This window comes from Pseudovibrio axinellae (genome assembly GCF_900110875.1).
Lineage (GTDB): Bacteria > Pseudomonadota > Alphaproteobacteria > Rhizobiales > Stappiaceae > Pseudovibrio > Pseudovibrio axinellae.
This window is the reverse complement of record NZ_FOFM01000010.1, coordinates 74,489-87,115: the sequence shown is the minus strand read 5'-3', so window position 1 is coordinate 87,115 and position 12,627 is coordinate 74,489. Positions and strand designations below refer to the sequence as shown.

Sequence of the window (12,627 nt, the reverse complement as noted above, 5' to 3'; positions counted from 1 at the left end):
CAATGCCGCGGAAAAGCAAACACTCAGATGCAACCTTGTTTATCGTTTACGCCATGTGGCTGAAGGGCCATACGGAGGCGATCACCGCTCGTGTAGCAGGCTTGAAAACAAAGAAACAGGTTGCCGGGATCATTGCCAGATCTCCATGGAAGGATCGTGCAGGATTGGGGGATGTAGCCCGTCAGGACGAGCTCACAAAACTGAGACAGATCCACTATGATGCAGATGCAAAACAGTTCCGATGTGGCGGCAGGCTGCGGAATTTCGAATGGTCGATTGAGCCGTTGTGTAGTGATCAGAGGAAACGCAGCCGATAAATTGCCGCGGCATAAGGCTGTCTTGCTAGACATGTGAGTGGAATTTTGAACAGAAACCCAGCTAAGGTGAAAACATGGAAAATCTAACAGTCTCAGTTTCCTTCATAACTGGTACAGCTTTGCTTGCATCGGCCTATTACTTTAAGCCGACAAATTATGAATCATGTTGGGAAACTAATAAAGCAGCTTTGATAGGACTTTCAAATCCAGCTATGAGTAAATCATTATATAAAATACTTACAGAAACTTGTAAGGCAACACAGTAATTTCTGACAACATGCTCTGGGCGCACGTCTCTCCCTTATCTGGTGCAATCACTACACCACTTTGACACATTTTGATGTCGGCTGTGGGCATTCACACCTTCAACTAGGGAACAAGCAGCTCTACCATGCCAAACAACCCATTTAGACCTGCACTGGTGTGGAAACGCAGTTGGCCAGATGAGCGGCAAAAGGGCACAGGGAATGACCCGCACAACCCAAAGTGCCAGCTCAGAGTTTACCGTGAGTTTGTTTCAGGTGGAGGTGGTGAAGAGACCTGGCATTGGGTTGCAAATGAACGGAGATTTATAGAGCAAGGTTACGCACCGACGGCTCTTGAGGCGATTGAGAAAGCGGAAGAAGCATACTTTGGATTTATGAGCAAGGAGAGACATGGATGAATGCGATTTTGAAAGCTCTGGCAGCAGCTCAACCGATATCACGTCGTCCCGGTGCTCCTGTTGTTATCCCGCTTGCTGGCTTCTATCGCCGGTCTGACAAATTGGAAGGCAAGCGCTACCGGTTTTATGCAGCTATGGCCCGAGAGTTTGATTTTGAGAACTGGCACACCAAGCCCGCTGCACGAAGCCTCACAAACAAGGATGTGGGCCGGAACGGTAAGAAGCGCGATTTACGCATCAGCAGGAATAACATACTTGTTCTGGATGCTAATTCTGCACCCTTTGAATGGCTGGTCTTCAACGACAAGCTACATGATCCGACAATGCACGAGAATATCGCCAATGACAGGGCCGATGCTGGGTTTCGCTTCCGGCAGGATATGAGCAAGGCAGAGATCTCCGGCCTGCGCTCTCCAGACTGGATGAGTGAGCCTACCGGATCACAAGGCCCGAAATTTCTGGCAGGAACTAAGCTTGAGGCAATGGAGTCGATCAGCAAACTCACCAAAGCAATGCCCAAGGAGTATTTTGATCTGCTTGAGCGTGTGGTGTGGTGTGATGAATGGGTCTGGGAGCGGAAGAGCGGAAAGGGCAAGCGCTCGATCATAGTCGCAGTTCAACGGGCCTTGGACTATGCCGCACTCCACTACAACCTGCTCCCAAAGGGTGAGTTCTGGGAGAAGTGGCTTCAGTCGGAGGAGAGAAATAAAGTATCATACTACGTTGAGTAAATTTCCACACGAAAACATAGCTGACCTTCATCGGAGCGCAGGCTCTCGCGGATGCAACATAGCGCTTGGTGACCAAAGCTGTCGTTTAGATGTACTTTCGTGACTTAAGATATCTTCGCCATAAAACTTAAAGATCATCCCGTTCCCTCATCGTTTCATCTAAAAGACAAATCTCTGACTGGCCGAGTTTATCGATCCAGTATTAGCCCTCTCAGGGCTACCTCTACGAATATTCAATAGAGAATAAGAACTTCCTAGCTACCCAGTGGTAATTAAATTTTCTAGGTGGCTGTTACGCCTTTTGTTAATAATTTAATTGCTTGAGCTAAGAAAATTGGTCTGCCATAAGTAGCCTAGAATACTTAGTTACTTGGCGTAATCTTGATTTAACACATTTGTATTGCTGGAAAGAATATTCCATGAAAAGCGAAAAGCTGACTTTCTGGGACTGGATTCATCTCAAGAAGAACCCTGACTTTTCAAGCGTCCGTTGGTTGGGTAGCTCTATTGGAGCAGTTCTGTTCGCTGCAATGATTATGGTTTTTTTAATTAGCCTTGTTGGGCTAGTACTGCTTTGCCTCGCATTCATTGGTCTTGGCCCGTATGCAGGTGACCCTACTGGGGGAGCTATTAGAAACATTGGTCTTGTTTTAGCTGCCACATTTGCTGCCCCATTCCTGGTTTGGCGGTCTATAGTAGCCCAGCAGAATGCAGATGTTGCACTGCAAAGTCAGATTACAGACCGAATTAATAAGGCTGTTGAGGGACTCGGTACTGAAAAGACCGTAAGAGAAATAATAGAAACACCTCGATATAAGAGTGTGGATGACAAATGGCAGGTGGGTGAAGACGGAAATCCAATGCCAGCTGTGCATCCTGACGGAACATCGATTGTAGACCGCGAAACGTACGAACAAAGTGTCCCCAATTTGGAAGTTCGAATTGGGGCAATTTATGCTTTGGAGCGTATTGCACAAGATAGCCTTCGTGATCACATACAGATCATGGAAATACTTTGTGCCTACGTTAGAGAAAATGCACCAGTTACTTCTCTAGAACCAAGCGAGCCACCGTTTAAATTTGCTATTCCCCGAACTGATATTCAGGCTGCCATCAGTGTCATTGGGCGGCGTTCCGAACAGCAAATACAACTTGAGTGGGGCCAGGAATTTAGATTGGATTTGAGAAAAACAGATTTGTCCGGTGTTAACTTTAACAAGGGCGAATTTTCAGCCGCAATTTTTATTCGCAGTCGACTGGAAGCGGCTAACTTTCGAGAGAGCCAGCTTAAAGGTTCTCTGCTAAGTGGCTCTCTACTAAATTATGCAGACTTCTTTCGTGCTGAACTGCGAGGCACGAGCTTCGATCATGCAATTCTGAACCGACCAATCCCGCCTACTGGATCTGTGGTTCCGGCATTTGCAGATGCAGCAACATTGAACCTTGCGAATATATACGGAATTTCACTTGTAGCTGCAGACATACGTGCTGTTGATTATCTTGGTGGACCTACTGATACAAACCGGACATTTGGGACAAAGGACACGCAACTACATCCGAACTTGGAGTTTAAGAGAAAACTGCATGCCAATCCATTGCGTAAGATTCGCGTATTGAAAAGAAAAGGGGAAATTGACGAAGCCCGTTTGTTAGAAACTGAGCTCTACAATAACGAAAACTTTGTAGATTGGGCTCCGCACGATCATACAGACCTTGCAGTATCGCATCTGTATGGTGAATTCCTCAATAGACTTGAATTGACGGGATGGCCCTATCAGGGATGATGTAACTATCGCGAACGTAAAGCCATCTTCAATCTACCATTATGTGCGTTGAGCGGAGGCCTAGTTTGTCATATTGACTGTCCGCACAATGACCCCATTTCATATCCGGCAGTCACACGATCATATGCCGAGACGAGTTCTCCAGAACGAGAGCGTCGTCTCATCCGCAACGACTGGCTCAACCTTTGATCGGACCACCCGAATGTCCGCAGTGTGCCCTGCGTGCAGGCAACGGCCTCTCTCTTACCTCAGTTCACGCAGTGCAACGAAGGTCCACTTCGTCCGCATATTGGCATAGCGAGTGCTAGCAGTTGATTTCATTTTAACAATTATGAATCTCATTTAGGCAGAACAAAAAATGTCTCTCTATATTTTAAAACCAATATTTTGGAACTCAAAAGACTATAAGGAACCAAGCGGGCACAAGGCTGGTTCGGGCTTTCCGTTTGAAGAAGGGTATGGGCATGAAGAATGGAATAACTCCGATCTCATGCGGTTTTCTCTCGACAACATTCCTCAAAGAGCATTTCACACAGAAGGTATTGAAGCGGCAACATCCTTAGAGAATTTGGGGAACACAGTGGTCTTCATGTATGCATGTCACGATGGAAGACAAGACTTGGTTGGGGTCGCGGGGTCTGCAACACATAGGTTAGAAGAGCGAGAACGACGTAAGATTACGGGAAACTTCGATTTCAGAGCAATGCGGCAGCAAGCATGGGCGGAGCCTCTTGTAAGAGAGAAATACAAAAACAACGAAACCGAGTTCAATAAATCTTTTAAAAAGGGCGAAACTTGGATTCCAAACTGGCACTGTCCTGAAGATCACTTTTTGTGGCTTTCTGAACCCGTTACTTTGTCAGCTCCAAACATCACCGGTAAGAGTCGTCTTATTCCGCGATTTACAAGTCATACAGTAATTCCTGAAGAGGTCGCAAAATCAATTCTTCATCAAATTCCATTTGATCAAAGAAAACCTGCGTGGAAAAAAATTGACGAGCTTGTTGGTGGATTAACGAGTTCACTAGAACAAGACGTTTACGCAATTGCTAATGACAAATTGATCTCCAATACGGATAGACAACAACTTCAACTGGCACGTGTTGGGCAGGGAAACTTTCGCAGCAAATTAGATGGTTATTGGCAAAATGGCTGTGCCGTAACCGACTGTCAAAGGCGCGAAGTTTTAAGAGCTTCACATATCAAGCCCTGGCGATCATCGACCAACGAGGAACGATTGGACGTAGAAAACGGCCTTCTGCTAACAGCAAATTTTGACGCCCTATTTGATCGCGGCCTAATCTCTTTTTCTGATACTGGGGAGATGCTCATATCCGCTTCACTCACGGAGTCCGAGCGGAATCTCTTACAGTTAGGAAGCGCCTTGAGAAAAAGGCCGTCTTCTGCGCAAAGAAAGTTCCTTGCTTTCCACCGGCAAGAAATCTTCTGCAAGACCAATGGCGAGTACTAAACTATGCTTATCGAATAGGTTGAGATTGATTGTTCGTAGTCGAGTTAAATTGGACAAGATTGGCTTTTGAATAACAATCAGATTCTCACCCACAGCAGTGTCCCTGATCCGTTTTGCAAGCTGGGTAATGAGCAGACACTCCGCTGGCATCAAGAACCAAGGGGAGACGGTCGCCATCCGGTCTACCCAGAACCCGCACCGACCAAAAATACCGCTCGTAGAGTCCTACTTCTTAGAATACTGAGTATGAGACTTTATCACTCCCCCACATCAGTCGCCGGAGGACTGTGAAGACGCGGCAAGAGCCTGACGCAACACACCAAGGGCGTGTATCTCTTCATCTGTTTCCGGTGTCCACTCAGGTATTCCGGCTCTCACAGCAGCCATTGCAAGACGGTCGGTCTTGGAAAGGGTTTTCGTACCGGCTTTTGCTCGCTTGGATGTCGCGCTGGCAAACCCAATTGCTTCCCCGGCTGCTGAAACCTGTTTTCCGTGAAAGCCATGGGCTTGCATCCAGATCTCAAAGTCAGTCTGTTCTTTAACCATGTCACCACCTTTGCCTGTGGCGACTTTAAAGCTTTTAGGCGTCGTGATTGCAACCATAAATTTCCTCATATGATGATGTTGACAGCCAAGGGGCAAGCGATGTTGACTATCTGTTGTTGGTGGGAGATTGATTGATGCGTGTATTCTTTATTGTTTGCTCTTTGTTTTTGAGCGCTGTGCAGTCGGCTCAGGCAGCCCCTCGGATCACCGCCCAAGACTTGGTATTTGGTGAGCAATCCTTGGTAGGGCAGCGGGTCCAGTTGACCAGCTGTATGTGGGTCGCCAATGGCGTGTACGGCATGAGTTGTAGGGTGTTTTACAACGGCCAGTTTCTGACGACGCTAATAGCAAACTTTTCAAACGACCAAATGCCTCTCGTTCGCTTGATGTTGGACAATTGCGTGAAAGAAAACCCGCGCTGCCAGTTTGATATAGAGGCAGAGGTCGTGGAGGTCGGGCAGCGACCAGAGCTGAAGGATGTCAGGTTTGACTTCTGAAAGAGAGCTCCATTAAGGAGCTCTTTTGTTAGAATATCAGGGTCTCATCGGCATGAGAACGTAGGTCAGGCCGTAGGTATCGACCGGCTGGATCACTGCTGGATTGTCAGAGTTTGAGAGATGGATCTGTGCTTCAGAGCCAACATCTTTGAGAATGTCCGTGACGTAGGAATTGTTAAATCCAATCGCAAAATCAAGTTGCTCACCGGTTGCTTCGAGTTTGTGTTTTGCTGTGCCGCCTTGTGCACTGCATGAGATCCAGTAGCTATCGTCTTCCTGATAGATCTTGATTGCATGACCTTTTTTGTCTGCTACGCATGTTACGCTTCCAATCGCTTCAATGGCTTTCTTTGCGTCCATCTTCAAGGTGACATGACTGTCCCGAGATAGCTCTGGAATGATGCGCTGGTAGTCGGGAAAGGTACCATCAACCACCTTTGTTCTGAGCTTATCGTGACCTGAAACCAGGTTGACCTGTCTGTCGCTTACTTCAATTGTAACGGTCTCAGGACAGCTCTTGTCTTTCAGGCGACGTAGCATCTCTTTAACAGCCAGTGCTGGGATGATGACATCTGGCAGGCCTTCTATCTGATGGCGTGTTTCGTATTTTGTCATTCGGTGGCCATCGGTGGACGTGAAGATCAGCGTGTTCCCTTCAACAGTGTGCATGTAGACACCTCCCAGGTAGTAGCGCGTGGCCTCGGTTGAGACTGACATGAGCGTCTTGGTGAAGATGTCTTTGAGTTCCGAGCGAGAAAGCTCAAATGCCTTCACTTGTGCATCCTCTGTCAGGTATGTGTCCGGGAACTCAGAGATGTCTGCAATCATCGGAAAGGTGAGACTGAGTGAACCACATTTCAGCTCAAGGTTATCATTGTTTGATGTGAGCTCGACCTGTGTGCCAGTCTTTGACTTGTCGAGCACTTTTTTGATCTTCTCAACACTCACCAGTGCGGTGAAATCAACGGGAATGGTATCGCCGGTTGTTCTCACTGTGGAGGTGTTCAGTTGATCTAGATCAGTGGTCGTGAATGAGAGCTCGCCGTTATCATTTCCTGAGATCACCACTCCGGTTAATACAGAGATTGTTGAGCGACGTGCAGCGACGTTATAGCAGTTCTTGATAGCGGCGGAGAAATCGGTTGCAGCGATGGTGGCTTGTGGCAATGCAGACATGGGTTAGTCCTCTAAACAATGACGTTAAATGAAATTGAGACACAAAAAACCGCCGTGTGGCGGTTACGAGAGTTTGGCGAGTACCTGAGGGGCTATCTCATCCGGCTTAGGATAGTCATCCGGACCGGGGTATTTGTCTTCACTGGGGCATTTGATGAAGCCGAGTGCTGCAGGGACAAAATCCCAATCGAAAGGATGTCCTTGTGTGGTTTCCGCATCCTGCTTGATGCACTCGTCGTAGACCTGTTGCACCCAAACCGCGAGGTCGTAAACCTGATCACGCATTTCGCATGAACCAAGGTCACTGCGCCAACCTTCCCAGAGAGCATTGTTCTCACAGGAGCCGTCAACAATGGCTTCCCAAACACATGCGGCATTGATTGCGAGACTGCGATTTGGTTCTGTCTTGAGGCTCGCAAGGGAGGCCACCAGCAACAATGCAGACTGCTTGGAGGAACGGTCGGCAACGGCGCTACTGCATCCAACGTCATCCAGTAGATATACCGTCCAGAAGGTGCTGAATGAGGGGGACTTCTCATCTTCCAGCAAATCCTTCAGAGCAGACTTGTAGCTTTCTTCAGAGGAAAAAGACTGGCAGTCCTTGCCAACTTCAATGACCGGGCGGATATCAAACTCAGGAGGAAGTTTCATTGGCAAATCCTTGTTCGCGAGTAACTGACCACGCACGGTTCCGAAGGGCAGTTGTCTCGTAGTTGTCGTGATTGGTTTGGAATCTTTCACCGCGTTTGCGTAGCGCAGCGTCCATGACCATGTTGGCGTCGATAAAGTCGTGAGAAGCACAGCACCCTTCGTATTCGGGTGTGCTGTTCAGGCGATCGATCTCAAGAAGCGTTTCAGAGGGAAGAGAAGCTGCCATTTCTTTTCGAAAGGGCCGCGACAATTCCAAGGCCTGCATTTCCAAAATCGCGAGTATCTCTGCCTTGAAGTTGCTTGCAGGTGCCAGGTAAAGAGGCCCATGAGAACCCTCGTTCAGTGCAGTCTCAGTTGATACTACCTTGCCAGAGCAGCGGACGTGGACGAAGGGCAGGAGGCCGGAGACCGTGCAGCTGGCGTCACCATCTTCGGAGCATTTCTGATCCGCAATGACGAAACCGAGGCGCACGAGATCCTTGACCGCTCCGGCAATGGAGCACTCTGAGAAATTCATGGAGGTGTCCTTAGGAGTGAGGTTTGTAAAGTTCGATGATGACAGTGTTGATCCGCGTGCCGGTCGATGCAAAGCTCTCAGGAGGGAGGCTTTCCCAGAGCCTGCCGTACCGTGGCTTACGTTGCTCTGCCCATTTTCTGAATGTGCGATGCTTTTTGGTGTCGTTCAGTTCAGCACTTGCTGGTAAAACAGCACGCAGGACGCCCCCCGGCTTTAGAAAGTCATAGGCGTGTATGACGTGTTCCATCCAATGTGCTCCGGAGAACGGTGGGTTCATCAACACGTAGTCGTAGACCGGACGAGGCTTTGCATTGAGGAAGTTCGTTTCCCCGACCTCCAGCCTGCAGGTCTGAAACCGGCGGAGCATATGGGCTCGATCTGGATGGATTTCAATTGCCTTAACTGTGGCGCCCAGTTCCAGACACTTGGCGACGATTGCTCCGTTCCCCGCACTTGGCTCCAGTACAAGCTTGCCCTTGATACAATCCCTAACATCCATATCGATCAGCTTACGCACGACCGGTTCTGGTGTTGCATAGAATGATAAGTTCTTGGCTGGTAGTCCTGACTTGCTTCTCAGATCATCTGGATTGGTGTCTTTGGTTGCAGCGTCTCCAATCACCTCACCGTAGAATTCGGCAAGATGCTTGTTGGCTTTCTCAACCAGATCTTTCCGCTTGAACCACACATGGGCGTTGCCATTCAGAAACACTTGAATCTTGAAGTACTCGGACTCGACCGTAGAGCGATAGGCAGAAAGTGCAGTGCGGTTCACTTTTCGATCATCATCGATTACATCGACAAGAGAACGATGTTTTGGAGGTTCTTCACCCTCTGGGATGTACGTCGTGTTACCTTCATCCAACTTATTGAAGACACGCTCAATGTCGTGGAAGGTATCTTTGTGATTTCTGTAGTGGTTCCAATGCCCCCAATCATCAAATACTTTGTCTAAGATTATACGGGAGCCAACCTTGAAGCCATCATGTGATTTGAAGCGGCGGTCTAACTCACTGAAGCAGCGCGCCAAACCGCGTTGAAAGATCAGTTTGGAGTTCATCAGAAAGTCTGCAACCGTTGCCTGAACATTGCCTGCTGTAAACTCTGGAACATCCTCCTTCAGGCCATCTTCGAACTCTTCTTTTGCGGTCTTGTCGAGTATCTCATCAAACCTGATCAGGTGCCGAAGGTAACGCCACGCAGCTCGGTCAATCTCCTGTCGGAAGCTTTCAACACCGTCATTGATGCACTGTTCTTCATTGACTGGTGCTCCAAACTCTTGCGTGAAGAAACCTCGTGTCATACCGTTTGCACGAATTCTGGCGTTTCTGAATAATGTGTTTGCTTGTGCTGAATGCACCTCCGCCTGTCGCTGTACCTCCAAAGCGAGATCCCGCTCCTCACACATCTTCTCCAAGGAGGCTGCCGGTACGATTGCAGTGTGTTTGGTCATGATTGTACTCCTTCCCGATCTGCGACCGGTCAGCTCAAAATTGATTTACGCAATGAATGAAGGTTAGTTGGACTGGCCGCTAATGAGCGGCTAGATAGATTGCTTCTCCGAACGGAGTGGCTTGCGAGAGTTGTTCGAACCTGCGCTCATCACCCCAGACAGCCCAGAGAGCGGGGCAGTGGGGCTCTTCGCCAAAGCTCCTCACCTCCAGGTCGGTGAAGTAGATTACAGCAGCTGCATCTGTTGCATTGTCCTCGATCCACTCGAAGGTCTTGGCAAACGCTGTACCACCACCTCCCTTGGGCTTGATGCTGACAGTATCACCACCTTCAAACACATCCACTTTGCGGACACAGGTATCTGCATGAACAATGGTGAGCCGTGAAAGCGCGCCATTTTCGCACGCCTCGGAAACTTCCGAGGTGAAGGCCTCAAGTGCACGCTGGTTAATCGAGCCGGAGGTATCGATTGCAATGACCACGTGCGATATCCCATCAGCCACCAGATCGGGAATGATCAGCCCATGCTGCAGGTAGCGCCGGTTGGGGCGCTGCCAAGAGTAATCTTGCTCAACTCGGTCGTTGATAAACTGGTGCAACACATCGCGCCAATTGATCCGTGACTGAGTGATCTCCTTGATCAGACGCTCAACACCTTCTCCCAGATCACCACCGGCAGCCTTACGCGCCAGCATTGCAGCTTGTCTCACCTTGGCTTGGATGTCTGCACGAGTGGCTTCCATCCCGGCCTTGTCGTGTGCCTGAGTGGCATCACGGACCGCACCACAGCCCCCGGGGTCTTTTGCAGGGCTATCCCCCTGACCCTGATCATTGTTGTGCTGGTCCTTGTTTTGCTCCCGTTCATCTGCGAGCTGGCTGTAAATACTTTCAGCCGTGAGGCCTGCGAACTCTTTGCGATAGAAGCCATCTTTTGGGAGCTGAAACCCTGCTTCAATGAGCTCGGCGTTGATCGCATAGTCACAAGCTTCATTCCAATGTTGTGGATCTCGTTGACCGCGGCGGATGGTGTGCTCAAGAGCTACATGCATGACTTCATGAGCGAGGGCGCCCATTAGCTCTTGCTCACTCAAGGTTGTTGGCCAGACAGGATCGTAGAACAGCTTGCTCCCGTCTGTCGCCATGGTTTCTAGACCTTCTTCCTCTTCAGGAGTGAGGAACAAGGCCATGCAGCCGAAGAACGGCTGTTGCAAAACAAGTTTCGATCGAGCCTTGGTGATGGCATCAAATGCACTCATAAGGTCACATCCTGATTTTCACACGACCATTGGATAAAGGCTGGAGTGTGGGTGATTGATGGATCACGGCGAGACGCATTCATCACGCCAAGGACTGAGAATTCTTGAGGCAGGCGTGCCAGGTACGTGATGATGTTCTGGATGTTGTTCATGTCTGCTTTCACTGCAAGACCAGCGCTGATTGCGTAGCGGGTGTTTGGTTTTGAGGGAACTGGTGATCCAGTTGGGTCTGTAATGACCGCATCAAGCGAAGGCAGGTTCTTGAACACCCCCACAAAGCCTTCAAACTCAGCTGCTGCTCCTTCTCCAATCAAACCCGTTACCAAATCCATCCGGATATCATCAGGTGCATCCGCGAAGTCATTGACGGCTTCCCATGTGCGGGGAGTGGGGAAGGTCTTCTCGTTCTTTCCTCCGCGCTTGTGAAGAAGTTCAGGCCGGAATGACACGAAGGCGATGATGAGTGGGTGCACGCCAGCTGAAGCCGCCCAACGTTGCCATGATGGTAGATCTGCTTCCGCATAGATGTGAGCGAAACGGTTATCACCAGCGGCTGACGTGCGCTGCGTTCCAACACGGTCAGTGTTGCCATTGCCAGCGGCAATGATACGCACGTTATCAGGCAGCTTATGTTCACCAATGCGCCGGTTCAGAACGATCTGAAGGGCAGCGTTCTGTACGGACGGCAAAGCACGGTCGAACTCATCAAAGAAGAGAAACTTGGGAGTGTTGTCGTCCTTTGGCCAGATTGCTGGCTTTAGCCAAACGGTTTCACCGTTCTGGATTGTGGGTAGGCCGCGCAAGTCCACCGGATCAAACATGGAAAGGCGAATGTCCAGCAGCTCGGCGCCTTGTTTCTTGGCGACAGCAGCAACACTGTCTGACTTGCCAATCCCAACGTCGCCCCAAAGAAAGGCAGGAATATCCTTGGCAATGTAGTGTTCGAGCAATGTGGATGCGCGTGAAATGGTTACGGCGGTCATGCTGTGTTCTCCAGGAAATTGGTAATCGTGAAAAGGAAGTTCAGGACTGGGTGGCGTCGTCCGCGTCGATCATATCGACTGTGCGATTATGGACAGATGTCACCCACTCTGGCTTGGCTCCAACCTCGGTAAAGAAGCTCTCTGCGGGTTCATCCAGTGCATTGGGATCATTTTGGATGAGGTCCAATTGCTCTTGAGTGACCGGCATATCGAAGTGGTATTCCACGATCTCTGAGACCTGAACCTGCACGGTGCCAATATGATTGTCGTCGTAATAGATCAGGTCGTCATCAGGAGAAGCATCTCTATCAAACAAGATGTAGTCACAAGAGCGTTTCCGAGCCAGCGCAATGCATGCCAATAAGTCGGATGGAATAGCGCCAAGATCTGGATGGTCTTCGCTTAGGGTTGGTAGGAGCCATCCATACTCATGCTGAAACATTCTGATGGAGAGCAATTCTCCGTCGAGAAGATCTCGTGTTGACGGAAGGAGATGACCCGTTGAAAGGTCGAGAAAATTTCGAACATTGTCAGACATTGAATTTACCAAGAAAGAGAGAGGTGGCGGTAGGCCGCCTGTTG

Annotated in this window: 14 protein-coding genes; 6 read left to right on the top strand and 8 right to left on the bottom strand. The window is 49.3% G+C overall.

Translation table 11 applies throughout. The features are described 5' to 3' along the window. Positions 1 to 2: 2 nt before the first annotated feature. The 5 genes from BMZ51_RS18480 to BMZ51_RS18460 all read left to right on the top strand — a co-directional run bounded on the left by BMZ51_RS18480 (position 3) and on the right by BMZ51_RS18460 (position 4,967). Positions 3 to 317: a hypothetical protein gene (locus BMZ51_RS18480; RefSeq protein ID WP_068007417.1), complete on the top strand. Its 315-nt coding sequence runs from the start codon at positions 3 to 5 to the stop codon at positions 315 to 317. Between the two features lie 391 nt (positions 318 to 708). Further along, positions 709 to 981: a hypothetical protein gene (locus BMZ51_RS18475; RefSeq protein ID WP_068007420.1), complete on the top strand. Its 273-nt coding sequence runs from the start codon at positions 709 to 711 to the stop codon at positions 979 to 981. Next, positions 978 to 1,712, top strand: coding sequence for a hypothetical protein (locus BMZ51_RS18470; RefSeq protein WP_068007423.1), 735 nt, complete (start codon positions 978 to 980; stop codon positions 1,710 to 1,712). Before BMZ51_RS18475 ends, BMZ51_RS18470 begins: the two co-directional genes overlap by 4 nt. A 419-nt stretch (positions 1,713 to 2,131) precedes the next feature. Continuing rightward, positions 2,132 to 3,496 (top strand): pentapeptide repeat-containing protein, encoded by a 1,365-nt coding sequence (locus tag BMZ51_RS18465; protein ID WP_068007425.1) that lies wholly within the window; start codon positions 2,132 to 2,134, stop codon positions 3,494 to 3,496. Between the two features lie 358 nt (positions 3,497 to 3,854). Next, complete coding sequence (locus BMZ51_RS18460) at positions 3,855 to 4,967, top strand: HNH endonuclease (RefSeq protein WP_068007428.1); 1,113 nt, start codon at positions 3,855 to 3,857, stop codon at positions 4,965 to 4,967. 270 nt (positions 4,968 to 5,237) lie between these two features. Here BMZ51_RS18460 and BMZ51_RS18455 read toward each other — a convergent pair whose 3' ends face one another. Continuing rightward, complete coding sequence (locus BMZ51_RS18455) at positions 5,238 to 5,570, bottom strand: hypothetical protein (protein ID WP_068007432.1); 333 nt, start codon at positions 5,568 to 5,570, stop codon at positions 5,238 to 5,240. Positions 5,571 to 5,647: 77 nt separating this feature from the next. Here BMZ51_RS18455 and BMZ51_RS18450 point away from each other — a divergent pair, with 77 nt between their 5' ends. After that, on the top strand, positions 5,648 to 6,010 hold the full coding sequence (locus BMZ51_RS18450) for a hypothetical protein (protein ID WP_068007434.1): 363 nt from the start codon (positions 5,648 to 5,650) through the stop codon (positions 6,008 to 6,010). Between the two features lie 36 nt (positions 6,011 to 6,046). Here BMZ51_RS18450 and dnaN read toward each other — a convergent pair whose 3' ends face one another. The 7 genes from dnaN to BMZ51_RS18415 all read right to left on the bottom strand — a co-directional run bounded on the left by dnaN (position 6,047) and on the right by BMZ51_RS18415 (position 12,583). Next, a complete protein-coding gene (gene dnaN / locus BMZ51_RS18445) occupies positions 6,047 to 7,186 on the bottom strand; it encodes a DNA polymerase III subunit beta (RefSeq protein ID WP_068007436.1) in 1,140 nt (379 codons plus the stop codon). Positions 7,187 to 7,249: 63 nt separating this feature from the next. After that, the gene (locus BMZ51_RS18440; RefSeq protein ID WP_068007439.1) at positions 7,250 to 7,837 is read right to left on the bottom strand and encodes a hypothetical protein; all 588 of its coding nucleotides are present in this window, start codon (positions 7,835 to 7,837) and stop codon (positions 7,250 to 7,252) included. Next, positions 7,821 to 8,354, bottom strand: coding sequence for a hypothetical protein (locus BMZ51_RS18435; protein WP_068007442.1), 534 nt, complete (start codon positions 8,352 to 8,354; stop codon positions 7,821 to 7,823). The genes BMZ51_RS18440 and BMZ51_RS18435 overlap by 17 nt, the downstream gene beginning before the upstream one ends. Positions 8,355 to 8,364: 10 nt before the next feature. Continuing rightward, positions 8,365 to 9,807 carry a DUF4942 domain-containing protein gene (locus tag BMZ51_RS18430; RefSeq protein WP_068007444.1) on the bottom strand — a complete coding sequence of 481 codons (1,443 nt, stop codon included), beginning with the start codon at positions 9,805 to 9,807 and terminating at the stop codon, positions 8,365 to 8,367. A 79-nt stretch (positions 9,808 to 9,886) separates the two neighbouring features. Next, positions 9,887 to 11,062: a vWA domain-containing protein gene (locus BMZ51_RS18425; protein ID WP_068007447.1), complete on the bottom strand. Its 1,176-nt coding sequence runs from the start codon at positions 11,060 to 11,062 to the stop codon at positions 9,887 to 9,889. Continuing rightward, complete coding sequence (locus BMZ51_RS18420; RefSeq protein WP_068007450.1) at positions 11,059 to 12,045, bottom strand: AAA family ATPase; 987 nt, start codon at positions 12,043 to 12,045, stop codon at positions 11,059 to 11,061. The genes BMZ51_RS18425 and BMZ51_RS18420 overlap by 4 nt, the downstream gene beginning before the upstream one ends. A 40-nt stretch (positions 12,046 to 12,085) precedes the next feature. Further along, a complete protein-coding gene (locus BMZ51_RS18415; protein WP_139201426.1) occupies positions 12,086 to 12,583 on the bottom strand; it encodes a DUF5983 family protein in 498 nt (165 codons plus the stop codon). Positions 12,584 to 12,627 lie beyond the last annotated feature (44 nt).

Coding starts and splice junctions, on each gene's coding strand:
- BMZ51_RS18415 (WP_139201426.1), bottom strand. CDS start 12,583: ATGTCTGACAATGTTCGAAATTTTCTCGACCTTTCAACGGGTCATCTC.
- BMZ51_RS18465 (WP_068007425.1), top strand. CDS start 2,132: ATGAAAAGCGAAAAGCTGACTTTCTGGGACTGGATTCATCTCAAGAAG.
- BMZ51_RS18455 (WP_068007432.1), bottom strand. CDS start 5,570: ATGGTTGCAATCACGACGCCTAAAAGCTTTAAAGTCGCCACAGGCAAA.
- BMZ51_RS18460 (WP_068007428.1), top strand. CDS start 3,855: ATGTCTCTCTATATTTTAAAACCAATATTTTGGAACTCAAAAGACTAT.
- BMZ51_RS18420 (WP_068007450.1), bottom strand. CDS start 12,045: ATGACCGCCGTAACCATTTCACGCGCATCCACATTGCTCGAACACTAC.
- BMZ51_RS18475 (WP_068007420.1), top strand. CDS start 709: ATGCCAAACAACCCATTTAGACCTGCACTGGTGTGGAAACGCAGTTGG.
- BMZ51_RS18425 (WP_068007447.1), bottom strand. CDS start 11,062: ATGAGTGCATTTGATGCCATCACCAAGGCTCGATCGAAACTTGTTTTG.
- BMZ51_RS18470 (WP_068007423.1), top strand. CDS start 978: ATGAATGCGATTTTGAAAGCTCTGGCAGCAGCTCAACCGATATCACGT.
- dnaN (WP_068007436.1), bottom strand. CDS start 7,186: ATGTCTGCATTGCCACAAGCCACCATCGCTGCAACCGATTTCTCCGCC.
- BMZ51_RS18440 (WP_068007439.1), bottom strand. CDS start 7,837: ATGAAACTTCCTCCTGAGTTTGATATCCGCCCGGTCATTGAAGTTGGC.
- BMZ51_RS18480 (WP_068007417.1), top strand. CDS start 3: ATGCCGCGGAAAAGCAAACACTCAGATGCAACCTTGTTTATCGTTTAC.
- BMZ51_RS18430 (WP_068007444.1), bottom strand. CDS start 9,807: ATGACCAAACACACTGCAATCGTACCGGCAGCCTCCTTGGAGAAGATG.
- BMZ51_RS18450 (WP_068007434.1), top strand. CDS start 5,648: ATGCGTGTATTCTTTATTGTTTGCTCTTTGTTTTTGAGCGCTGTGCAG.
- BMZ51_RS18435 (WP_068007442.1), bottom strand. CDS start 8,354: ATGAATTTCTCAGAGTGCTCCATTGCCGGAGCGGTCAAGGATCTCGTG.